Source organism: Pseudomonas sp. SCA2728.1_7 (assembly GCF_018138145.1).
In the GTDB taxonomy this organism is placed as follows: domain Bacteria; phylum Pseudomonadota; class Gammaproteobacteria; order Pseudomonadales; family Pseudomonadaceae; genus Aquipseudomonas; species Aquipseudomonas koreensis_A.
Genome location: NZ_CP073104.1, coordinates 4,266,974 through 4,288,132, shown reverse-complemented (window position 1 = coordinate 4,288,132; position 21,159 = coordinate 4,266,974). Strand labels below are relative to the sequence as shown.

Below are 21,159 nucleotides of genomic sequence, written 5' to 3'. Positions count from 1 at the left end.
ATGCTGTTGCTGGTCACAGCGTGTCTGGTGATCGGCCTGATCACCGGCTATTACGGCTGGAGCCTCGCGGCGGGCCTGGGGATTTATCTGGGCTGGACGCTCAAACAATTGCTTCGGCTGCACGAGTGGCTGCGCCAGCATCAACCCGACGAAGCGCCGCCCGATGGCTATGGCCTGTGGGGTGAGGTGTTCGACAGCATCTACCACCTGCAACGCCGCGACCAACGCGTGCGCGGGCGCCTGCAAGCGGTGATCGACCGGGTGCAGGAATCCACCGCCGCGCTGAAAGACGCGGTGATCATGCTCGACAGCGACGGCAACCTGGAATGGTGGAACCGTGCCGCCGAAACCCTGCTCGGTCTCAAGACCCCGCAAGACAGTGGCCAACCAGTGACCAACCTGGTGCGCCATCCGCGCTTCAAGGAATATTTCGAGCAGGACAGCTATGCCGAGCCGCTGGAAATCCCTTCGCCGACCAATGATCGCGTGCGCATTCAGCTGTACCTGACCCGCTATGGCAACAACGAACACTTGATGCTGGTGCGCGACGTCACGCGTATTCATCAGCTGGAACAAATGCGCAAAGACTTCATAGCCAACGTCTCCCACGAGTTGCGCACGCCGCTGACGGTGATCTGCGGTTATCTGGAAACCCTGCTCGACAACGTCGAAGAAGTGAACCCGCGCTGGAGCCGTGCCCTGCAGCAAATGCAACAACAGGGCGGACGCATGCAGACGCTGCTCAACGATTTGTTGCTGCTGGCGAAACTGGAAGCCACCGACTACCCGTCGGACAACCAGCCGGTGCAGGTCGATACGCTGCTGCAATCGATCAAGAGCGACGCACAGCAATTGTCCGGCGCGAAAAACCAGCGCATAACGCTGGAAGCCGATGCCAGCCTATTGCTCAAGGGCAGCGAAGCGGAGTTGCGCAGCGCGTTTTCCAATCTGGTGTTCAACGCGGTGAAGTACACCCCGGCCGAGGGCAACATCCGCATTCGCTGGTGGGGTGACGATCAGGGCGCGCACCTGAGCGTGCAGGATTCCGGGATCGGCATCGACAGCAAACACTTGCCGCGCCTGACCGAACGCTTCTACCGCGTCGACTCCAGCCGCAACTCCAACACTGGCGGCACTGGCCTGGGCCTGGCCATCGTCAAGCACGTGTTGCTGCGCCACCGCGCACGCATGGAGATCAGCAGCGTGCCCGGTCACGGCAGCACGTTCACCTGCCATTTCGCCCCGGCTCAGGTCGCCCAGGCACGGGCCATCAGCGCCGCTGAGTGATACCGGCCAGCACGCGCCACTAGGCAATCGCCAGGTCAGCCGCTACATTGGCTGACTTGTGCCTGCCTTTCAGGCGCGACTTTTCTCTCTCTTGAATCACACGGAACCCGCAAAACTCCATCATGGACCCTTCCCCTGGCTTGTCCCTCGCAACAATATTCGCCGATTTCGGCATGATCCTTTTTGCTCTGATCCTGGTTTTGCTCAACGGCTTTTTCGTTGCGGCGGAATTCGCCATGGTCAAACTGCGCTCGACCCGGGTCGAGGCCATCGCTGAACAGAACGGCTGGCGCGGGCATATCCTGCGCACCGTGCACAGTCAGCTCGATGCGTACCTCTCGGCGTGTCAGCTCGGTATCACCCTCGCCTCCCTCGGTCTGGGCTGGGTCGGTGAGCCGGCGTTCGCGCATATTCTTGAGCCATTGCTGGAAAGCGTTGGCGTGCAGTCGCCGGAAGTGATCAAAGGCGTGTCGTTCTTCGCCGCGTTCTTCGTCATTTCGTACCTGCACATCGTGGTTGGTGAGCTGGCCCCGAAATCCTGGGCGATCCGTAAACCCGAGCTGCTGTCGCTGTGGACGGCGGTGCCGCTGTACCTGTTCTACTGGGCGATGTACCCGGCGATCTACCTGCTCAACGCCAGCGCCAACGCGATCCTGCGTATTGCCGGCCAAGGCGAACCCGGCCCGCACCACGAACACCATTACAGCCGCGAAGAACTGAAACTGATCCTGCACTCCAGCCGTGGCCAGGATCCGAGCGATCAGGGCATGCGCGTTTTGGCCTCGGCGGTGGAAATGGGCGAGCTGGAAGTGGTCGACTGGGCCAACTCCCGCGAAGACCTGATCACGCTGGAATTCAACGCGCCGCTGAAAGAAATCCTGGCGATGTTCCGTCGCCACAAGTTCAGCCGTTATCCGGTGTACGACAGCGAGCGCCAGGAGTTCGTCGGCCTGCTGCACATCAAGGACCTGCTGCTGGAACTGGCGGCGCTGGACCACATTCCCGAGTCGTTCAACCTGGCTGAACTGACCCGCCCGCTGGAGCGCGTGTCACGACACATGCCGCTGTCGCAGTTGCTGGAGCAGTTCCGCAAGGGCGGCTCGCACTTCGCCGTGGTCGAGGAGGCTGACGGCAATATCATCGGCTACCTGACCATGGAAGACGTGCTGGAAGTGCTGGTCGGCGACATTCAGGACGAACACCGCAAGGCTGAGCGCGGGATCCTCGCCTATCAGCCGGGCAAGCTCTTGGTGCGTGGTGACACGCCGCTGTTCAAGGTGGAACGCCTGCTGGGCATCGACCTTGATCACATCGAAGCGGAAACTCTCGCCGGGCTGGTCTACGAAACCCTGAAACGGGTGCCGGAAGAGGAAGAAGTGCTGGAAGTCGAAGGCCTGCGGATCATCATCAAGAAGATGAAAGGGCCGAAGATTGTGCTGGCCAAGGTGTTGATGCTGGATTGATGGGCTGATCCAGCACCGCGCCGCTTCCTTCGCGAGCAGGCTCGCTCCCACAGTTGAAATGCATTCCAGGGTGGGAGCGAGCCGGCTCCGGGCGGCGTTCCGACGAAGAGGTCCGCAGATGCAGCACATCATTGCTTGCCCAACGCAAAGTTGGGCAACGCCCCCAGCGGCTGGTTGAACTGATACGGAATCGACACCAACCCTTCCCCGGTATTGCGCTGCACCACAAAGTGCAAATGCGGGCCGCTGCTGTTGCCAGTGTTGCCTGACAGCGCCAACGGACTGCCCACCGTCACCCTTTGCCCCTCGCGCACGCTCACCGAACCTTGTTTGAGGTGCAGGTACACGCCCATGGTGCCGTCGTCGTGTAGCACCCGCACGAAATTGCCCGATGCATCCGAGCCGCGACCGCTCTGTGAATTCTCGGTCTTCACCACCACCCCTGCCCGCGCGGCAATGATCGGCGTGCCGACCGGCATCGCGATGTCCATCGCATAGCGATTCTTCGGTCCGTAGTGGCTGTACTGGCCGTTGGCACCCTGGCTCAGACGAAACGGTCCGCCGCGCCATGGCAGTGGATAGCGATAGCCCTGCGCGGTGCCTGTGGGGTCGCCGAGGGAGTAATGGAACTGCGGCGTATACACCAACGGCTTGCCGCCGGTAATCGCCGTGAGCAGAGCCAAGCGCGTGTTGCTGCGCGCTGGCAGCACCCGGCGGATGGTTTGTGCCGGCGCGCCACGCACATTGCTCATCCCGGTAAACGCCAGCGCCACCTCGACCGGCGCATACAGATCATTGCGCACGAACACCACGTCAGTGCCTTTCTGTTTTTTGATGTCGAGATAGACCTGCCGCTCCAGGCGCTCGACCATGCGGTCCTGAAAGACGAACACCTGCGCGCCTTTGCTTGGCCGGTCGCTGTAGGAGACCACGCCGTTGGCATCGGTGGATTTGTAAATGGTCATGGCCACAGCCGAGGTGGAGGCCATGAAGAGACCACAGAAAAACAGCAGGCGCGCGAGCATGGGCAAGAGTCTGTCGAAGTAAGGCCTGGGAATGAGCCTAGCAGGTGAAGCAGACCAGGCTAGTCGACAGATGTTTCAAATTGGCCAGTCTGGGAGATTGGTGGTGCAAGTGATGGCCCCTTCGCGAGCAGGCTCGCTCCCACATTTGAAACGCATTTCAAGGTGGGAGCGAGCCTGCTCGCGAAGGCGGACTGTCAGACGACGAAGATCACGCGCCCGGAACGAAGTGCTTCTGCGCCGTGCCGCGGGCGATCAGGCGGGAGATGTAGTCGAGCTTCTGCGCATCCTGATCGACGAAACGGAAGGTCAGTTGCAGCCAGTCGCTGTCCGGTTTCGGCTCAAACGCGACAACCGCGTGCAGATAGCCGTTGAGGCGGGCGATCTCAGCGTTGTCGCCCTGCTCCAGATCGAGCACGGCGCTGTCGAGGATCTGCGGCAGGGTATCGGTGCGTTTCACCACCAACAATGCTTCCTTGATGCTCAGAGCCTTGATCACGCATTGCTGAGTACCGCTTGGCAGGCGCAATTGGCCCTGACCGCGACCACTGGCCGGCGCCGACGCGGCGGCTGATGCCTTGACCGGTGGGCTGTTGAGTAAGCCACGCGATGGCGCAGCGGCGGGCGCTGGTGCGGCAGCTGCCGGTTTGGCAAATGGATTGACCGCAGCGGCGGCCGGAGCACCGCCGACCACGGCGGGCTTGCCACCGGTCAAGGCGCTCAGGGAATCGTTGCCGAACGCCGAGTTCATTTTGGTCGGCGCGCTGTTCATCAGGGTGTCGAGCTTGCCGACCTTGTTCAGCGCCTGCTTGACCTTGGTCAGCAGTTGCTCGTTGGTGAACGGCTTGCTGACGTAGCCGGAAACGCCAGCCTGAATCGCCTGCACGACGTTTTCCTTGTCGCCACGGCTGGTGACCATGACGAATGGCATGGTCTTGAGGTTGTCTTGCTCGCGGCACCAGGTCAGCAGTTCGAGACCGGACATTTCCGGCATTTCCCAGTCGCACAGGACCAGGTCGAAGGCTTCTCTGGCCAGCATGGCCTGAGCCTTTTTACCGTTGACGGCGTCCTCGGTGCGGATCCCCGGGAAGTAATTACGCAGGCACTTTTTCACCAGGTCACGAATGAACGAAGCATCGTCCACGACCAACACACTGATCTTGCTCATCCAACACCCCTATTAAAATCCCGGCAAGCATAACGCTGGCTGATGGCACATTGCCAAAACTCTTCAGTCACGCCGGGACTTTTCGTTCGCGGGTGCTGCTTTTTAATCGAATCTGCCCATGAAAAGCACAAACAAAAACGCCCGGCCAAAGGGCCGGGCGCTTTTCTCAGGCAATCTTACTTATCGTCAGCATTGCCCGGAACATTAGCGGTTTCGCCGCTTGTGCCTTCAACTTCTTCTTTCATGCGCTTGAGGCCCATGTGGCGCACGTCGGTGCCGCGCACCAGGTAAATGACCAATTCAGAGATATTGCGCGCGTGGTCGCCGATGCGTTCCAGCGAACGCAGGACCCAGATAATGCTCAAGACCCGCGAGATAGAGCGCGGATCTTCCATCATGTAGGTCGCCAGCTCACGCAGCGCGGTCTTGTATTCGCGGTCGATGATCTTGTCGTACTGCGCCACCGACAACGCCAGGTCGGCGTCGAAACGGGCAAACGCGTCCAGCGCATCGCGAACCATGTTGCGCACCTGATCGCCGATGTGGCGAACCTCGACGTAACCGCGCGGCGCTTCGCCTTCTTCGCACAGCTGAATCGCGCGCCGGGCGATCTTGGTCGCTTCGTCACCGATGCGCTCCAGGTCGATCACCGACTTGGAGATGCTGATGATCAAACGCAGGTCGGACGCCGCCGGCTGACGACGGGCGAGAATGCGCAGGCATTCTTCGTCGATGTTGCGTTCCATCTGGTTGATCTGGTCGTCGATCTCGCGCACCTGCTGAGCCAGACCGGAATCGGCCTCGATCAGCGCGGTCACCGCGTCGTTGACCTGCTTCTCGACCAGCCCGCCCATGGCCAGGAGGTGGCTGCGCACTTCCTCAAGCTCAGCGTTGAACTGCGCGGAGATGTGGTGGGTAAGACCTTCTTTGGAAATCATGCATTCGCTCCGAAAAAGCGTTTAACCAAGAGCTGCTAGCTACAAGCTGCAAGCTGTTATGTGGTGATCCATGCCGCTTCGCTTCTAACTTGCCGCTTGAAGCTTGCCGCTCGCAGCCGCTTCAATCAGCCATATCGACCGGTGATGTAGTCTTCGGTCTGCTTCTTCGCCGGATTGGTGAACAGGGTATCGGTGTCGCCGAATTCGACCAGTTTGCCCATGTACATGAACGCCGTGTAGTCGGATACCCGCGCGGCCTGTTGCATGTTGTGGGTCACGATGACGATGGTGAACTTGGACTTCAGCTCGTAGATCAGCTCTTCGACTTTCAGCGTCGAGATCGGGTCGAGGGCCGAGCACGGTTCGTCGAGCAGCAGCACTTCCGGCTCAACCGCGATGGTCCGGGCGATGACCAGACGCTGTTGCTGACCACCGGACAGACCGAGTGCCGATTCATGCAGACGGTCTTTGACTTCGTCCCACAGTGCCGCGCCTTTCAATGCCCACTCGACCGCTTCGTCGAGGACGCGCTTCTTGTTGATGCCCTGGATGCGCAAGCCGTAGACCACGTTTTCATAGATGGTTTTCGGGAACGGGTTGGGCTTCTGGAACACCATGCCGACACGACGACGCAGCTCCGCAACGTCTTCGCCTTTGCGATAGATGTTGTTGCCGTAGAGGTTGATCGCGCCTTCTACGCGGCAGCCGTCAACCAGATCGTTCATGCGGTTGAAGGTGCGCAACAGCGTGGATTTACCGCAGCCGGACGGGCCGATGAACGCGGTCACACGCTGTTTCGGGATGTTCATGCTGACGTCGAACAGCGCTTGTTTCTCGCCGTAGTACAGGCTCAGGCCCGGCACTTCGATGGCAACGGTTTCCTGCTCGAGACTGAGGCTTTGCTTGTCGCGGCCCAGGGCAGACATGTTGATGCCGTGGGTGTGTGTTTCGTGCTGCATGGGAGGCTCCCTGTGCTAACAAAATTCGGTTCGGAACACTGCTTGTTGCAGCTTCCATCAATATTCCAGTGGACGCGGTTCAATGTGGGAGCGAGCCTGCTCGCGAAGGGGCCCTTGAGGCCGCCAAAAGCTTCGCGAGCAGGCTCGCTCCCACAGGGTTCGCGTCGTCCTTAGCTATCCAGTGCTTTGTATTTTTCGCGCAGGTGGTTGCGGATATACACCGCCGACAGGTTCAACGTCGCGATTACCAGCACCAGCAACAGCGCCGTGGCGTACACCAGCGGGCGGGCCGCTTCGACGTTCGGGCTCTGGAAGCCGACGTCATAGATGTGGAAGCCCAAGTGCATGATCTTCTGATCCAGGTGCAGGTACGGGTAGTTGCCGTCCACCGGCAGTGACGGCGCCAGTTTCACCACACCCACCAGCATCAGCGGCGCCACTTCACCGGCGGCACGGGCCACGGCGAGAATCATGCCGGTCATCATTGCCGGGCTGGCCATCGGGATCACAATCTTCCACAAGGTTTCAGCCTTGGTCGCGCCCAGTGCCAGCGAACCTTCACGCACGGTGCGCGGAATACGTGCCAGACCTTCTTCAGTCGCGACGATCACCACTGGCACCGCCAGCAGCGCCAAAGTCAGCGAGGCCCAGAGCAGACCCGGCGTACCGAAGGTCGGTGCCGGCAAAGCTTCGGGGAAGAACAAGCGGTCGACCGAACCACCGAGCACGTAGACGAAGAAGCCCAGACCGAACACGCCGTAAACGATCGCCGGTACGCCGGCGAGGTTGTTCACCGCGATACGGATGATCCGCGTCAGGGTGTTCTGCTTGGCGTATTCGCGCAGGTACACCGCCGCCAGCACGCCGAACGGGGTGACGATCATCGCCATGATCAGGGTCATCATCACGGTGCCGAAGATCGCCGGGAAAATCCCGCCTTCGGTGTTCGCTTCACGCGGGTCGTCCGAGAGGAATTCCCAGATCTTGCTGAAGTAGAAGCCGACCTTGGTAAAGGTGCTCATCGCGTTCGGCTGGTAGGCGTGAACCACTTTGCCCAGACCGATTTCGATCTCTTTGCCATTGGCATCACGAGCGGTCAGAGCATCGCGGTTGAACTGCGCATGCAGATCGGCCAGACGCGCTTCGATGTCCTGATAACGCGCATTCAACTCGGCACGCTCGGATTCCATGTCCGCTTGTGCGGTGGCGTCGAGCTTGCCTTCCAGTTCCAATTTGCGACCGTGCAGACGGATGCGTTCCAGCCCTGCGTTGATCGCACCGATGTCGGTTTTTTCCAGCGACTTCAGTTGTGCCGCCAGACCGTTCACACGGTTGATCCGCGCTTGCAGTTCAGGCCACGCAGCCTCGCCTTCGGCGATGACTTTGCCATCCTGTTTGACGTTGACCAGGTAGCCGTAGAAGTTGCCCCACTCGCGACGCTCGATCGCCATCAACTCTGGCGGCGTGGTCTGGTTGGTCAGCCACTCGCCGACGATCCAGGTGAAGTCGTTGCCGTTCAGGTCTCGGTTGCCGACCTTGATCAGCTCACGGGTCATGAATTCCGGACCTGCGTCAGGCACCGGCAAACCGGCACTCTTCAGACGGGCACGGGGCACTTCTTCTTTCTGTACCACTTCGCCGATGACCAGGTGATTGGCCTGGCCCGGTACGTCGTAGTTGGCGTGGACCAGGTCCGCCGGCCAGAAGTGACCCAGACCGCGCACGGCAATCACCGCCAGCAGGCCAATGGTCATGATGACCGCGATGGACACCGCGCCACCGCTGATCCAGACGCCTGGGGCGCCGCTCTTGAACCATCCTTTCAGGGAGTTCTGTTTCACAGACTTCTACCTTTGCTTAAAGCGACGAGTATTTCTTGCGCAGACGCTGACGAATCAGTTCTGCCAGGGTGTTCATGACGAAGGTGAACAACAGCAGCACCAGCGCCGAGAGGAACAGCACGCGGTAGTGGCTGCCGCCGACTTCCGACTCGGGCATTTCCACCGCGACGTTGGCGGCCAGGGTGCGCAGGCCTTCGAACAGGTTCATTTCCATGACCGGGGTGTTGCCGGTGGCCATCAGCACGATCATGGTTTCGCCGACCGCACGGCCCATGCCGATCATCAGCGCCGAGAAGATCCCCGGGCTAGCGGTCAGGATCACTACGCGAGTCATGGTCTGCCACGGCGTGGCACCCAGAGCCAGCGAACCGAGGGTCAGGCCGCGCGGCACACTGAACACGGCGTCTTCAGCGATCGAGTAGATGTTCGGGATCACCGCAAAACCCATGGCCAGACCGACCACCAGAGCGTTGCGCTGGTCGTAGGTGATGCCCAGGTCGTGGGAGATCCACATGCGCATGTCACCGCCGAAGAACCAGTTCTCCATGAACGGACTCATGTACAGCGACAACCAGCCCACAAACAGGATCACCGGAATCAGCAGCGCACTTTCCCAGCCGTCCGGGACTTTCAGGCGGATCGATTCAGGCAGACGGCTGAAGGTGAAACCGGCGACCAGGATGCCGATCGGCAACAGCATCAGCAGGCTGAAGATGCCCGGCAGATGCCCTTCTACATACGGTGCGAGGAACAGACCGGCGAAGAAGCCGAGGATCACCGTCGGCATCGCTTCCATCAGCTCGATCACCGGTTTGACCTTGCGGCGCATGCCCGGGGCCATGAAGTAGGCGGTGTAGATCGCAGCGGCAACCGCCAGTGGCGCGGCCAGCAGCATCGCGTAGAACGCGGCTTTCAGGGTGCCGAAGGTCAGTGGCGAGAGGCTCAGTTTCGGTTCGAAATCAGTGTTGGCCGCAGTCGATTGCCAGACGTATTTAGGCTCGTCGTAGTTCTCGTACCAGACCTTGCTCCACAGCGCGCTCCACGACACTTCCGGATGCGGGTTGTCGAGCAGCAAGGGTTGCAGCTTGCCGCCGGCTTCAACGATCACGCGGTTGGCGCGCGGTGACAGGCCGAATACGCCTTGACCATCGACCACCTGATCAACCAGCAGCGTGCGATGTGCGGTGCTGTGGAACACGCCGAGCTTGCCGCTGGCATCCAGCGCGAGGAAGCCTTTGCGCCGCTCTTCGGCGGTGATTTCAACGATCGGCGTGGTGCCCATCTGGAAGGTGCGGATCTGTTTCAGGCGTAGCTCGCCATCGGTGTCGCGGGCCATGAACCATTGGGCCAGACCACCCTTGGAGTCGCCGACGATCAGCGAGATACCACCGACCAGTTGTGTGGTCGCGGTGACTTCAGCGTCGGCGTTTTCCAGCAGTTTGTAGCGACCGTTGAGGCTCTTGTCGCGCAGGCTGAACACATCGGCCTGAGCGCGACCGTTGACCACGTACAGCCATTGCTGGCGCGGGTCGACGAAGATGTTTTTCACCGGCTCAGTCATCTGCGGCAGATCGATACGCTTCTGCTCGTTGGTGACTTCGCCAGTCATCATGTTTTCTTCGCTGGTCAGCGACAGCACATTGAGTTGCGAACCGGTCGAACCGACCAGCATCAGGGTCGTGTCGGTGGCGTTGAGGCTGACATGCTCCAGCGCACCGCCGGCTTCGTTCAGCGCGATCGGCGTCTCGCCATACGGATATTCGATGGCCGGGCTGATGGTTTTCTTGCCATCGGGGTAGCTGACTTTATAGGTGTGACGGAACACCAGCGCCTGACCGTTGGACAGGCCCACGGCCACCAGCGGATGGCCCGGCTGGTCTTCACCAATGGAAGTCACGGTGGCACCGGCAGGAACCGGCAGATCGACGCGCTTCAGTTCAGCGCCACTGTCGATATCAAAGAACAGCGCCTGGCCCTTGTCGGAAACGCGCATGGCCACCTGATTCTGCTCTTCGAGCGAAATCATCAGCGGCTTGCCGGCGTCCTGCATCCAGGCCGGGGTGATCGAGTCTTTCGCGGTCAGGTCGGCACCCTGGAACAGCGGCGCAACCACGTAGGCGAGGAAGAAGAAGATCAGGGTGATGGCTGCCAGCACCGCGAGACCGCCAACGAGGACGTACCAGCGGGTGAAGCGATCCTTGAGCGCGCGAATGCGGCGCTTGCGTTGCAGCTCAGGCGTATTGAAATCAATGCGCTTGGGAGGATTAGTAGTCATGTGGGAATTGGCCAGATCATTCATGCGCTCACCCTAGCGATCCTGTATGACAGAAAGATGACAATGCAGTGACGCAGCAAATCCACCGCCAGCGGGACTGGCAGAGGATCAAAAATTTGAGGTGTGGAAAAGACCGGCCTGCAAGCAGATCCGGCCTTTTACCTGAGTCCGGTGGGGTTCACCCCGGACTCAATTTGTTACTTTTTTGCGACTTCAGCGCCGCCTTCCTGCAGACCCAGGTCAGCCAGTGCTTTTGCAGCAACCTTGGCTGGCAGTGGGATGTAGCCGTCTTTCACTACCACTTCCTGGCCCTGTTTCGACAGCACCAGTTTCACGAACTCGGCTTCCAGCGGAGCCAGAGGCTTGTTCGGGGCTTTGTTGACGTACACGTAGAGGAAACGCGACAGCGGATATTTGCCGTTCAGGGCGTTTTCTTCGGTGTCTTCGATGAAGTCAGTGCTGCCCTTCTTCGACAGAGCAACGGTTTTCACGCTGGCAGTCTTGTAGCCGATGCCCGAGTAACCGATGCCGTTCAGCGAGGAGCTGATCGACTGCACCACCGACGCCGAACCTGGTTGTTCGTTGACGTTTGGTTTGTAGTCGCCTTTGCACAGGGCTTCTTCTTTGAAGTAGCCGTAGGTGCCGGATACCGAGTTACGACCGAACAGTTGTACTGGCTTGTTGGCCAGGTCGCCGGTCACGCCCAGGTCGCCCCAGGTTTTCACGTCGGCTTTGGCGCCGCACAGACGGGTCGACGAGAAGATCGCATCAACCTGTTCCATGGTCAGGTGCTGGATCGGGTTGTCCTTGTGTACGAAAACGGCCAAGGCATCCACGGCAACCGGGATAGCGGTTGGCTTGTAGCCGTACTTCTGCTCGAAGGCCGCCAGTTCGGTGTCCTTCATCTTGCGGCTCATCGGGCCCAGGTTGGAGGTGCCTTCAGTCAGCGCAGGTGGCGCAGTGGCGGAGCCGGCGGCCTGAATCTGGATGTTGACGTTCGGGTATTCTTTTTTGTAGTTCTCAGCCCAGAGGGTCATGAGGTTGGCCAGGGTATCGGAGCCGACGCTGGACAGGTTGCCCGACACACCAGTGGTCTTGGTGTAGCTCGGGATAGCAGGGTCAACAGCGGCGAACGCGTTGGCAGTCGCAACGCCAGCAGCGACAAAAGTCATTGCCGCCATCAAACGCTTCAGTTTCATGCCTTACTCCTAGCAGATAGGGTGTGTTAAGTCGGGGCCAAGTATCAGCAGGCCGTGTGAACACTCTATGGCTGAAATATGACAATTGGATGAAAGGCCAGCATGGGAGCCGTGTTAAAAAAGTGAAACTCTTCCCGGGTTGACAAATCACTATCAAAAGATAGTCTTGTCAACCACGAGAGGGCCCCATGATAAACGACCGAATTCGCCGCGCGCGCCTGCAAAAAGGCCTCAGTCTAGAGGCTTTGGCGATGGAGCTTGGCGACATAACCAAACAAGCCTTGAGCAAATATGAGAAGGGGTTGAGCACTCCCAATTCAACTCGTCTGCTACAACTGGCCAAAGCGCTTCAGGTCAGCCCTGAGTACTTCTTCCGCGCGGATGCAATTGCGCTGGCGCCTCTGGAGTTTCGAAAACTGGCCCGAATGCCGAAATATCGCCAGGCACAGGTGGAAGAAAAAATTCGCGAACACCTTGAGCGCTACATCGCGCTTGAGGAATGTTTCGATCCTGCCGACATCCACACTCCCGTCACCCCGTCACAAATGATCCCGGTTTCCTGTCTCGATGACGCCGAGCGCGCAGCAGAGCAACTTCGTCAGTTCTGGGGAATTGGTAGCGACCCTATCGCCAATCTGACCGAACAATTGGAAGAACACAGCATAAAAGTCGCCATGCTAAACGGCCCGGACGACTTCGACGGCGCTTGCGCTGCCACCGGTAACGGCGAACACGTGTTGATTGCACTGAATGCCGATCGCCCAGGTGAACGAATCAGGTTCACCGCCGCGCATGAACTCGGCCACTGGGTCATGGCATTACCAGAGGATATGCCGGAGAGGGACCAGGAAAATTGTTGCCATCGATTCGCTGGCGCGTTTCTTTATCCGGCGAAAAGTGTCACCGGCGACTTCGGTAGCCATCCTCGCTCCAGAGTTCATCCACGAGAACTGCTGATTGCAAAGCGTCAATACGGGATCTCAATGCATGCCGCGTTAAGACGCCTGAAAGATCTGAAGCTTCTTAGCGAAAGTGGCTATAAATCCCTCACTATCCAATTCAGCGCCAACGGCTGGCGCAAATCAGAACCTGAGCCGCTACCTTGCAATCCGCCGCAAAGATTTGAGTCGCTAGCATTCTGGGCGTTGGCAGAAGGGCTGATCACCAAGTCTCGGGCTGCCGAACTCCTGCGCAAACCAGTTAGCGCACTGGACCCCAATTTCCTGGGTTCACTGGAGAATGCATGAGTTTGATCTTCATCAGTGATACGAATATCTGGATTGACTTCAGAAACGCCGGATTGCTGGAGCAGATGTTTCGATTGCCATTCACACTTTGCTGCACCGACTTTGTCATGCATGAGCTTGCAGACTTTCCCCACCAGGAACTGCTTGATCGAGGACTGAGTGTCGAATCGTTCGATGAATCTGGCGTGATCAGACTCTTTGAGCTGAAAGTCGAGCACAACAACAGCTCACTGGCGGACGTGTCTTGTTACCTGCTCGCACAGGAAACAGGACGTCCGTTGCTGACCGGAGATGGCAAGTTAAGGCGCCAGGCACAACGAGATGGACTGGAGGTGCACGGCGCTCTCTGGTTACTTGATCTGATGGTTGAGCATCAAGTAATTGAAAAGTCGGATGCCGCAAACGCCTTGGCCCACATGCTTGAGCATGGCGCTCGACTCCCGACAGCAGAATGTGAATCAAGGCTCTCACGCTGGCGAGAGCCCTAGAAGCAGAATCTTGGGATCAGCGCCCCTTCTTCCACAGCCACGCCCCCACCAGAATCCCCATGGTGCACAGCACCGCCACATAGTAGGCAGGCCCCATCGCGCTTTCTTTCAACAGCAGACTCACCACCATCGGCGTCAACCCACCAAAAATCGCATAAGCCACGTTGTACGAGAACGACAACCCGCTGAAGCGCACCACCGGTGGGAACGCCTTGACCATCACGTATGGAACCGCCCCAATTGTGCCAACCAGAAAACCGGTCAGCGCATAGAGCGGGAACAGCCAGTTCGGGTGATCGGCGAGGCTGTGATAGAAGGTCCAGGAGCTGATCAGCAAGCCCAGGCAACCGAACACGAATACGCGACCGGCGCCAAAGCGATCTGCCAACGCGCCGGAGATGACGCAGCCGATGCTCAGGAACACGATCGCCAGACTGTTCGATTGCAGCGACTCGGTCGGCGTGAAGTGATAGACCGTTTGCAGCACAGTCGGGGTCATCAGAATGACTACGACGATGCCGGCGGAGAGCAACCAGGTCAGCAACATCGAGATCGCAATCGCGCCGCGATGGTCACGCAGCACCGCGCGCAGCGGTACTTCCTCAGCCAGCGCCTTGCGCAGTTGCAACTCGGCGAATACCGGGGTTTCGTGCAGCCAGCGGCGCAAGTAAACCGAGAACAGGCCGAACACACCGCCCAGCAGGAATGGAATACGCCAAGCGTAATCGGATACTTCCGCCGGCGTATAAATGCTGTTGATCGCCGTAGCGACCAGCGAGCCGAGCAGAATGCCGGCGGTCAGGCCGCTGGTGAGCGTGCCGCAGGCATAGCCCATGTGCTTTTGCGGCACGTGTTCGGAAACGAAGACCCAGGCGCCCGGCACTTCACCGCCGATGGCCGCACCTTGAATTACGCGCATCAATAGCAGAAGAATCGGCGCCCACATGCCGATCTGCGCATAGGTTGGCAGCAGACCCATGATCAGGGTCGGCACGGCCATCATGAAAATGCTCAAGGTGAACATCTTCTTGCGCCCCAGCAGGTCGCCGAAGTGCGCCATGACGATGCCGCCCAGCGGCCGCGCGAGGTAGCCGGCGGCGAAGATGCCGAAGGTCTGCATCAGGCGCAGCCACTCGGGCATGTCGGCCGGGAAGAACAGCTTGCCGACCACGGTGGCGAAGAACACGAAGATGATGAAATCGTAAAACTCCAGCGCGCCACCGAGGGCCGATAGCGACAGAGTCTTGTAGTCGTTGCGGGTCAACGGTCGTGCGGGTTGCTCGGGCTGCGCGAGGCTCGAAGGCGCTGTGGTCATGGCAAGGGCTTCTCTTATAGTCGGAACTGCCGCCACAACAACGCTGGCGGTGGCTTGGGCAGGTTCGGCACCATAGCAAATTGTTCGAAAAAGCACATAGAGCCGCGTAATTGACGGTCGAAATGAGAACCGGATGGTCGTCGTGGAGTCTACCGACCGATATACTCGCAACCTGCTCCGGTTTGTAGGGGGTTGCTGTGCGAAAACGATGCTGTCATCCGGCGCTGTGAGAACGTAGCGAGCGAAAGCAAGACAAGGAAAAAACAGGCGAGGACGCGGAGTTTACGGGTTGTAAATGAGCAGTCCGAGCCTGTTTTTGACGCAGTATTGCTGAGCGCAGTAGTTCTCACAGTGTCGGCAGCCGGTTTCGCAGAGTTTCTCCTTAGGCGCCTGATGGAAAACGTGACGAACGTAGTAGGTTCGGTGCTGAATCGTTTTTCCCGAAGACGGCTACCACCAGCAATACCAACGAAGAGTCACGGGTCAGAGGCACCCCCGGCATGATAGAGCTCGAACAAGAAGATCCGATCCCGCAAGGCGACCTGGCCCTGCAAATCACCGCACTTCCACGCGAAACCAATGGCTTTGGCGATATTTTCGGCGGCTGGCTGGTAGCGCAGATGGATTTGGCCGGCACCGCAATGGCCAGCCGTGTCGCTGGCGGTCGCGTCGCCACGGTTGCCATCGATCGCATGGCGTTCCTCGTGCCAGTGGCTGTCGGCGCACAATTGTCCTTCTATACCCAGACCCTGGAAATCGGCCGCAGCTCGATCCAGATGATGGTCGAAGTGTGGAGCGACGACCCGCTGTCCAGCGAGTGGCGTAAAGTGACCGAAGCGGTCTTCGTCTTCGTCGCCATCGACGGCAGCGGCCGCACTCGCTCGGTTCCACCACGCGCGCGTTAAACCTCGCGGCCGTTTTACGGTCGATAATCGTCCCAAGTGTCTGATCGAGAGCTGTCCCATGAACACGCCCAACGTTGAAGCGGTGAAACTGGATGAACTGAACTGCTGGCGCATCCGCCACGGTCAGGCCGAAGTGCTGGTGGCCCAGCAAGGCGCGCACATCCTCAGTTATCAGATCGATGGGCAACCGCCGATCATCTGGCTCAACGACAAGGCCGACTTCAAGACGGGCAAAAGCATTCGCGCCGGCGTGCCGGTGTGCTGGCCGTGGTTCGGCAAGTTCGAGCGCAACCCGCAGAGCGTGCAGGCCATGTACACCGGTGAGCAACCGGCACCCGCGCACGGTCTGGTGCGGGCGATGGATTGGGAGTTGGGCGGCATCGAATCAGAGGCTGACGGTGTCAAGGTCGAGTTCAAGCTGCCCTACCCTGACGGTGGCCTGCCGGGCTGGCCGCACGAAGTCGATCTGACCCTGACCCTGCATTTGTCCGAGCAACTGAGCTTCAGCCTGACCAGCCACAACCGTGGCAGTGACAGCGTCAGCCTGAGTCAGGCGCTGCACACGTATTTCGCGGTCAGTGATGTGCGCAATGTGCAGGTCGACGGTGTCGATGGTTTGAATTACATCGAGACGCTGGATGACTGGAAAACCAACAGTCAGCAAGGCGATCTGCATTTTGCCGGCGAAACCGACCGCATCTACCTCGACGCTCCGCCGCAGTTGAGCATTGTCGACCCGACCTGGGAAAGACGCATTGTGCTGACGGCTACCGGTTCACGCACGGCGGTGATCTGGAACCCGTGGATTGACCGAGCTGCAGCGCTGGCCGACATGGATAACGATGGTTGGCAGCGCATGTTGTGCATCGAGACGGCGAATGTGATGGATGACGTGGTTACGCTGGCGGCGGGTGCGAGCCATACCATGGGCGTGAGTGTCGTCAGCAAGCCGCTCTAACAGCACCGCAAAACCAAATGTAGGAGTGAGCCTGCTCGCGATAGCGGTTTGTCAGATCCATTAAATTGGCTGACACGACGCTATCGCGAGCAGGCTCACTCCTACAGTAGTTTTGTGGTGACTGTTAGAGATCGGACTCCTGCACCACCCGCACCTTGTCCGCTTCCAGCGCATACGCCGCGTCAGCCAGATCATTGCTGACCTTTTCGACCTTCAGCGTGCCGGTCACCCACAGCGGCGTGTAGATATCGTCCAGTTTCAAACCTTTCGGATACCGCACCAGCACCAGTTGATTCGGCGGCGGTGGCGGCACGTGGATGCAAGCGCCCGGGTACGGCACGAGGAAGAACAGCGTGCTGCGGCCCTTGGCGTCGGACTCCAGCGGCACCGGATAACCACCGATGCGGATGTGCTTGTCGTTCATCGACGCCACGGTTTTGGTCGAATACATCACCGCCGGCAGACCTTTGGCCTGCTTCATCCCGCCCTTCTCGGTGAAGGTGCCGGTGGCTTCCGGGGAGTTGTGGTCGATTTCAGGCATGGCCTCGAGGGCCTTTTGATCCGACTTGGGCATCAGTTCGAGCCAGTCGGTTTCCGGCAGTTCGCCGGCGTGGGCCAAACCGCTGCCCAGGAAAAGGAGAGTCAACAGAAGACGGCGCATGAAGGTGCTCGGTATAGAAAGGAAGGAACATTGAATCGCCGAGCATTCTAGCCCTCCCGGCCACGTTGGCAGAGAGGGCTTTGTCGCTTTGGATCAGTTCTTTTTGATCAGGCCGTAGATCACCAGCAACACGATCGCGCCGACCAGTGCGCCGATGAAGCCTGCGCCCTCGCCCGCGTGATAGATGCCCAGGGCCTGGCCGCCGTAAGTGGCTGCCAGCGAACCGCCGATACCGAGCAGGATGGTCATGATCCAGCCCATGCTGTCATCGCCCGGTTTCAGGAACCGCGCCAGCAGGCCGACGATCAAGCCGATAAAGATGGTTCCGATAATTCCCATGGCAATTCCCTCTCAGTAGTAGATATGCGAAGCCTAGTCAGACTTTGGCATCCTGCCATGAGAGAACGGCGGCCCCTGAATGGTTCCGCCGCTGCCACATGAAACTGTCGTTACTCGCCGATCAGCGCTTCGACCTTGACGATCTGCGCCTGCAGCGTGGCCATGTCGGCGCAACGCAGGTTGGCGTGGCCGACCTTGCGCCCGGCCTTGAAGGCTTTGCCGTAGTGATGCAGATGGCAATCTTCGATGGCGATGACTTTCTCAACCGGTGGAACAACGCCGATGAAGTTGAGCATCGCACTCTCGCCGACCTTGGCCGTCGAACCCAGCGGCAGGCCGGCAACGGCGCGCAGGTGGTTTTCGAACTGGCTGCACTCGGCACCTTCGGTAGTCCAATGCCCGGAGTTGTGCACGCGCGGGGCGATTTCGTTGGCCTTGAGGCCACCGTCGACTTCAAAGAACTCGAACGCCATCACACCCACATAGTCGAGCTGCTTGAGCACACGGCTCGAGTAATCTTCGGCCAACGCCTGCAACGGGTGATCGGTGCTGGCGACCGACAGTTTGAGGATGCCGCTGTCGTGGGTGTTGTGTACCAGCGGATAGAACTTGGTTTCGCCATCGCGAGCACGCACGGCGATCAGCGAGACTTCGCCGGTGAACGGCACAAAGCCTTCCAGCAGACAGGACACACTGCCCAGTTCGGCGAAGGTGCCGACCACGTCTTCCGGCTTGCGCAGGACTTTCTGACCTTTGCCGTCATAACCCAGGGTGCGGGTTTTCAGTACGGCCGGCAGACCGATCGAAGCGACGGCGGCATCCAGATCGGCTTGCGATTGAATGTCGGCGAAGGCCGGGGTCGGAATGCCCAGGTCCTTGAACATGCTCTTTTCGAACCAGCGGTCGCGAGCGATGCGCAGGGCTTCGGCGCTCGGATAAACCGGTACAAACTGCGAGAGGAATGCCACGGTTTCAGCCGGGACGCTTTCGAACTCGAAGGTCACCAGATCGACTTCATCGGCCAGTTGGCGCAGATGATCCTGATCGCCGTAATCGGCCCGCAGGTGTTCGCCCAGCGCCGCGGCACAAGCGTCCGGCGCAGGGTCGAGGAAAGCGAAGTTCATGCCCAGCGGGGTGCCCGCCAGGGCCAACATGCGACCCAACTGGCCGCCACCGATTACACCGATCTTCATCTCAACAACCTCAGGCAATACGTGGGTCTGGATTGTCCAGGACGCTGTCTGTCTGCTCAGCACGGAAGGTTTTCAGTACCGCGTGGAACTGTGGATGCTTGGCGCCGAGGATGCTCGCCGAGAGCAGCGCGGCGTTGATCGCGCCAGCCTTGCCGATAGCGAGGGTGGCGACCGGAATGCCCGCTGGCATCTGCACGATCGACAGCAGCGAGTCGACGCCCGAGAGCATGGCCGACTGCACTGGCACGCCCAGCACCGGCAGGTGGGTCTTGGCCGCACACATGCCTGGCAAGTGGGCTGCGCCACCGGCACCGGCGATAATCACCTCGATGCCGCGGCTTTCAGCCTCTTCGGCGTACTGGAACAGCAAATCCGGGGTGCGGTGGGCAGAGACCACTTTGACCTCGTACGGGATGCCGAGCTTTTCCAGCATATCGGCGGTGTGGCTAAGGGTGGACCAATCGGACTTGGAGCCCATGATCACGCCAACCAGTGCACTCATCGTCGCGCCTCTTCTCTCTGGAGCGCCCGCAGGCGCGTCATAAAACAACAAGCCACGCAGGTTGCGTGGCTTGATTGTACGAAAAATGGCCGGACGTGCCGGCCGAAGGCCGCGCAGTATACCGCAAAGAAAGCAATAAACAGCCCCCCGCACGACCATCTGTCATCTGCCGCAAATGCCCGGTTTTATTGACCTGAAGGTCAGCGACAGAACACCGCGAATCCCCTGTAGGAGTGAGCCTGCTCGCGATGGCGGTGTATCAGTCACATCGTCGCTGAATGTGCTGACGCTATCGCGAGCAGGCTCACTCCTACATTGGATCTCTGTTCAGGTCAGGAAGCTTGTGCAGCGCCGCCCTCGAGCTTGCGCCACAGCAGGCGCACGTTGGCTTTACGCACCAAGGCGCAGCGATACAGGCGAATCTCCAGTGGCACGTGCCATTGCGGGCCGCCGCAGACCACCAGTTCGCCACGCGCCAGTTCAGCACGCACGCTCAGTTGCGGCACCCACGCAATTCCAAGCCCTTCCAGCGCCATGCTCTTCAGGCTGTCAGCCATCGCGGTTTCGTAGATAGTGGTGAAGCGCAGCTGCCGCTGACGCAACAAACCATTCACCGAGCGACCAAGAAACGCCCCGGCGCTATAGGCCAGCAACGGCACGCTCGCCTCCCCTTCCAGATCGAACAACGGCTTGCCATCAGCATCCGCCGCGCACACCGGCAGCATCTCGGTCTGGCCCAAATGCAACGAGGGGAAAATCTCCGGATCCATCTGCATCGCCGCGTCCGGGTCATAGAACGCCAGCATCAAGTCGCAGCCACCTTCACGCAATGCATGCACCGCGTCGCCGACGTTGGTCGCGACCAAGCGCGTGGCGATGTTCAAGCCTTCATTACGCAGTTGTGCAATCCAGCGCGGGAAGAAACCCAGCGCCAGCGAGTGAGCCGCGGCAACCTGCATCACTTCGCCCTGCCCGCCCTCCAGATGATGCAGATGGCGCAGCACTTCACCGAGCTGTTCAACCACCGTGCGCGCGGTCACCAGAAACAATTGCCCCGCTGCCGTCAGTTCGATCGGTGTGCGCGAGCGATTGACCAGGGTCAGCCCCAGCGCCGCCTCGAGACTGCGGATCCGCCGACTGAACGCCGGCTGGGTCACGAAGCGCCGTTCGGCCGCTTGCGAGAAGCTGCGGGTGGCGGCCAGAGCACTGAAGTCCTCGAGCCATTTGCTTTCCAGATTCATCACGTCCTCCCGGACACGCACCAAAACAGGTCACACGTCTGCCGCGCACGCGGCGTCACACGGGCATTATGCCGAATGTGCATAGGGCAGTGCTGAACAGCATTGGCCCAAAATTTCCTACAAGCCTAGCATTCGCAGCGTTCCGGCACAGACCGGGT

The 21,159-nt window shown here is 59.8% G+C and carries 19 protein-coding genes; 6 read left to right on the top strand and 13 right to left on the bottom strand.

Features of this window, described 5'->3' with window-relative positions; genetic code table 11:
- Both phoR and KBP52_RS19000 read left to right on the top strand, forming a co-directional pair.
- A complete protein-coding gene (gene phoR / locus KBP52_RS19005) occupies positions 1–1,287 on the top strand; it encodes a phosphate regulon sensor histidine kinase PhoR (protein WP_249122289.1) in 1,287 nt (428 codons plus the stop codon).
- Between the two features lie 122 nt (positions 1,288–1,409).
- Positions 1,410–2,750, top strand: coding sequence for a hemolysin family protein (locus KBP52_RS19000; RefSeq protein WP_116028549.1), 1,341 nt, complete (start codon positions 1,410–1,412; stop codon positions 2,748–2,750).
- Between the two features lie 128 nt (positions 2,751–2,878).
- Here the strand turns inward: KBP52_RS19000 and KBP52_RS18995 are convergent, their stop codons facing one another.
- The 7 genes from KBP52_RS18995 to KBP52_RS18965 form a co-directional block, all read right to left on the bottom strand.
- The gene (locus KBP52_RS18995; RefSeq protein WP_077575087.1) at positions 2,879–3,775 is read right to left on the bottom strand and encodes a M23 family metallopeptidase; all 897 of its coding nucleotides are present in this window, start codon (positions 3,773–3,775) and stop codon (positions 2,879–2,881) included.
- A gap of 208 nt (positions 3,776–3,983) precedes the next feature.
- Positions 3,984–4,940, bottom strand: coding sequence for a response regulator (locus KBP52_RS18990; RefSeq protein WP_077575088.1), 957 nt, complete (start codon positions 4,938–4,940; stop codon positions 3,984–3,986).
- A gap of 176 nt (positions 4,941–5,116) precedes the next feature.
- The gene (gene phoU, locus KBP52_RS18985; protein ID WP_016985766.1) at positions 5,117–5,878 is read right to left on the bottom strand and encodes a phosphate signaling complex protein PhoU; all 762 of its coding nucleotides are present in this window, start codon (positions 5,876–5,878) and stop codon (positions 5,117–5,119) included.
- 125 nt (positions 5,879–6,003) lie between these two features.
- A complete protein-coding gene (pstB, locus tag KBP52_RS18980) occupies positions 6,004–6,837 on the bottom strand; it encodes a phosphate ABC transporter ATP-binding protein PstB (RefSeq protein WP_034152104.1) in 834 nt (277 codons plus the stop codon).
- Positions 6,838–7,007: 170 nt separating this feature from the next.
- Positions 7,008–8,678: a phosphate ABC transporter permease PstA gene (gene pstA / locus KBP52_RS18975; protein ID WP_077575089.1), complete on the bottom strand. Its 1,671-nt coding sequence runs from the start codon at positions 8,676–8,678 to the stop codon at positions 7,008–7,010.
- A gap of 16 nt (positions 8,679–8,694) precedes the next feature.
- The gene (locus KBP52_RS18970; RefSeq protein ID WP_175555629.1) at positions 8,695–10,728 is read right to left on the bottom strand and encodes an ABC transporter permease subunit; all 2,034 of its coding nucleotides are present in this window, start codon (positions 10,726–10,728) and stop codon (positions 8,695–8,697) included.
- A gap of 422 nt (positions 10,729–11,150) precedes the next feature.
- The gene (locus KBP52_RS18965) at positions 11,151–12,152 is read right to left on the bottom strand and encodes a phosphate ABC transporter substrate-binding protein PstS (protein WP_034152107.1); all 1,002 of its coding nucleotides are present in this window, start codon (positions 12,150–12,152) and stop codon (positions 11,151–11,153) included.
- A 188-nt stretch (positions 12,153–12,340) separates the two neighbouring features.
- Between KBP52_RS18965 and KBP52_RS18960 the strand changes: the two genes are divergently transcribed.
- Entirely contained in the window at positions 12,341–13,399 is a 1,059-nt protein-coding gene (locus KBP52_RS18960) for an XRE family transcriptional regulator (RefSeq protein WP_212620760.1), read from the top strand.
- Positions 13,396–13,887 carry a type II toxin-antitoxin system VapC family toxin gene (locus tag KBP52_RS18955; protein WP_077575092.1) on the top strand — a complete coding sequence of 164 codons (492 nt, stop codon included), beginning with the start codon at positions 13,396–13,398 and terminating at the stop codon, positions 13,885–13,887. The genes KBP52_RS18960 and KBP52_RS18955 overlap by 4 nt, the downstream gene beginning before the upstream one ends.
- A gap of 16 nt (positions 13,888–13,903) precedes the next feature.
- Here KBP52_RS18955 and KBP52_RS18950 read toward each other — a convergent pair whose 3' ends face one another.
- A complete protein-coding gene (locus KBP52_RS18950; RefSeq protein WP_212620759.1) occupies positions 13,904–15,202 on the bottom strand; it encodes an MFS transporter in 1,299 nt (432 codons plus the stop codon).
- Positions 15,203–15,702: 500 nt separating this feature from the next.
- On the opposite strand from KBP52_RS18950, the gene KBP52_RS18945 reads away from it, so the two are divergent.
- Both KBP52_RS18945 and KBP52_RS18940 read left to right on the top strand, forming a co-directional pair.
- Positions 15,703–16,107 (top strand): acyl-CoA thioesterase, encoded by a 405-nt coding sequence (locus tag KBP52_RS18945; RefSeq protein WP_003229628.1) that lies wholly within the window; start codon positions 15,703–15,705, stop codon positions 16,105–16,107.
- A 58-nt stretch (positions 16,108–16,165) separates the two neighbouring features.
- Positions 16,166–17,065: a D-hexose-6-phosphate mutarotase gene (locus tag KBP52_RS18940; RefSeq protein ID WP_077575093.1), complete on the top strand. Its 900-nt coding sequence runs from the start codon at positions 16,166–16,168 to the stop codon at positions 17,063–17,065.
- A gap of 124 nt (positions 17,066–17,189) precedes the next feature.
- On the opposite strand, the gene KBP52_RS18935 is transcribed toward KBP52_RS18940, so the two are convergent.
- The 5 genes from KBP52_RS18935 to KBP52_RS18915 form a co-directional block, all read right to left on the bottom strand.
- On the bottom strand, positions 17,190–17,726 hold the full coding sequence (locus KBP52_RS18935; protein WP_007920225.1) for a DUF3299 domain-containing protein: 537 nt from the start codon (positions 17,724–17,726) through the stop codon (positions 17,190–17,192).
- A gap of 93 nt (positions 17,727–17,819) precedes the next feature.
- Positions 17,820–18,065 carry a GlsB/YeaQ/YmgE family stress response membrane protein gene (locus KBP52_RS18930; RefSeq protein ID WP_007920223.1) on the bottom strand — a complete coding sequence of 82 codons (246 nt, stop codon included), beginning with the start codon at positions 18,063–18,065 and terminating at the stop codon, positions 17,820–17,822.
- Between the two features lie 110 nt (positions 18,066–18,175).
- Complete coding sequence (locus tag KBP52_RS18925; RefSeq protein ID WP_077575094.1) at positions 18,176–19,258, bottom strand: 5-(carboxyamino)imidazole ribonucleotide synthase; 1,083 nt, start codon at positions 19,256–19,258, stop codon at positions 18,176–18,178.
- Positions 19,259–19,268: 10 nt separating this feature from the next.
- A complete protein-coding gene (purE, locus tag KBP52_RS18920; protein WP_007920220.1) occupies positions 19,269–19,760 on the bottom strand; it encodes a 5-(carboxyamino)imidazole ribonucleotide mutase in 492 nt (163 codons plus the stop codon).
- A 332-nt stretch (positions 19,761–20,092) separates the two neighbouring features.
- Positions 20,093–21,001 (bottom strand): LysR substrate-binding domain-containing protein, encoded by a 909-nt coding sequence (locus tag KBP52_RS18915; protein ID WP_007962273.1) that lies wholly within the window; start codon positions 20,999–21,001, stop codon positions 20,093–20,095.
- Positions 21,002–21,159 lie beyond the last annotated feature (158 nt).

Excerpts from the sequence above, each read along its gene's own strand:
- pstB (WP_034152104.1), bottom strand. The coding sequence starts at position 6,837 with ATGCAGCACGAAACACACACCCACGGCATCAACATGTCTGCCCTGGGC.
- KBP52_RS19000 (WP_116028549.1), top strand. The coding sequence starts at position 1,410 with ATGGACCCTTCCCCTGGCTTGTCCCTCGCAACAATATTCGCCGATTTC.
- KBP52_RS18960 (WP_212620760.1), top strand. The coding sequence starts at position 12,341 with ATGATAAACGACCGAATTCGCCGCGCGCGCCTGCAAAAAGGCCTCAGT.
- KBP52_RS18970 (WP_175555629.1), bottom strand. The coding sequence starts at position 10,728 with ATGCAGGACGCCGGCAAGCCGCTGATGATTTCGCTCGAAGAGCAGAAT.
- purE (WP_007920220.1), bottom strand. The coding sequence starts at position 19,760 with ATGAGTGCACTGGTTGGCGTGATCATGGGCTCCAAGTCCGATTGGTCC.
- KBP52_RS18945 (WP_003229628.1), top strand. The coding sequence starts at position 15,703 with ATGATAGAGCTCGAACAAGAAGATCCGATCCCGCAAGGCGACCTGGCC.
- KBP52_RS18935 (WP_007920225.1), bottom strand. The coding sequence starts at position 17,726 with ATGCGCCGTCTTCTGTTGACTCTCCTTTTCCTGGGCAGCGGTTTGGCC.
- phoR (WP_249122289.1), top strand. The coding sequence starts at position 1 with ATGCTGTTGCTGGTCACAGCGTGTCTGGTGATCGGCCTGATCACCGGC.
- KBP52_RS18965 (WP_034152107.1), bottom strand. The coding sequence starts at position 12,152 with ATGAAACTGAAGCGTTTGATGGCGGCAATGACTTTTGTCGCTGCTGGC.
- KBP52_RS18955 (WP_077575092.1), top strand. The coding sequence starts at position 13,396 with ATGAGTTTGATCTTCATCAGTGATACGAATATCTGGATTGACTTCAGA.
- phoU (WP_016985766.1), bottom strand. The coding sequence starts at position 5,878 with ATGATTTCCAAAGAAGGTCTTACCCACCACATCTCCGCGCAGTTCAAC.
- KBP52_RS18990 (WP_077575088.1), bottom strand. The coding sequence starts at position 4,940 with ATGAGCAAGATCAGTGTGTTGGTCGTGGACGATGCTTCGTTCATTCGT.
- KBP52_RS18995 (WP_077575087.1), bottom strand. The coding sequence starts at position 3,775 with ATGCTCGCGCGCCTGCTGTTTTTCTGTGGTCTCTTCATGGCCTCCACC.
- KBP52_RS18930 (WP_007920223.1), bottom strand. The coding sequence starts at position 18,065 with ATGGGAATTATCGGAACCATCTTTATCGGCTTGATCGTCGGCCTGCTG.
- KBP52_RS18915 (WP_007962273.1), bottom strand. The coding sequence starts at position 21,001 with ATGAATCTGGAAAGCAAATGGCTCGAGGACTTCAGTGCTCTGGCCGCC.
- KBP52_RS18940 (WP_077575093.1), top strand. The coding sequence starts at position 16,166 with ATGAACACGCCCAACGTTGAAGCGGTGAAACTGGATGAACTGAACTGC.
- KBP52_RS18950 (WP_212620759.1), bottom strand. The coding sequence starts at position 15,202 with ATGACCACAGCGCCTTCGAGCCTCGCGCAGCCCGAGCAACCCGCACGA.
- KBP52_RS18925 (WP_077575094.1), bottom strand. The coding sequence starts at position 19,258 with ATGAAGATCGGTGTAATCGGTGGCGGCCAGTTGGGTCGCATGTTGGCC.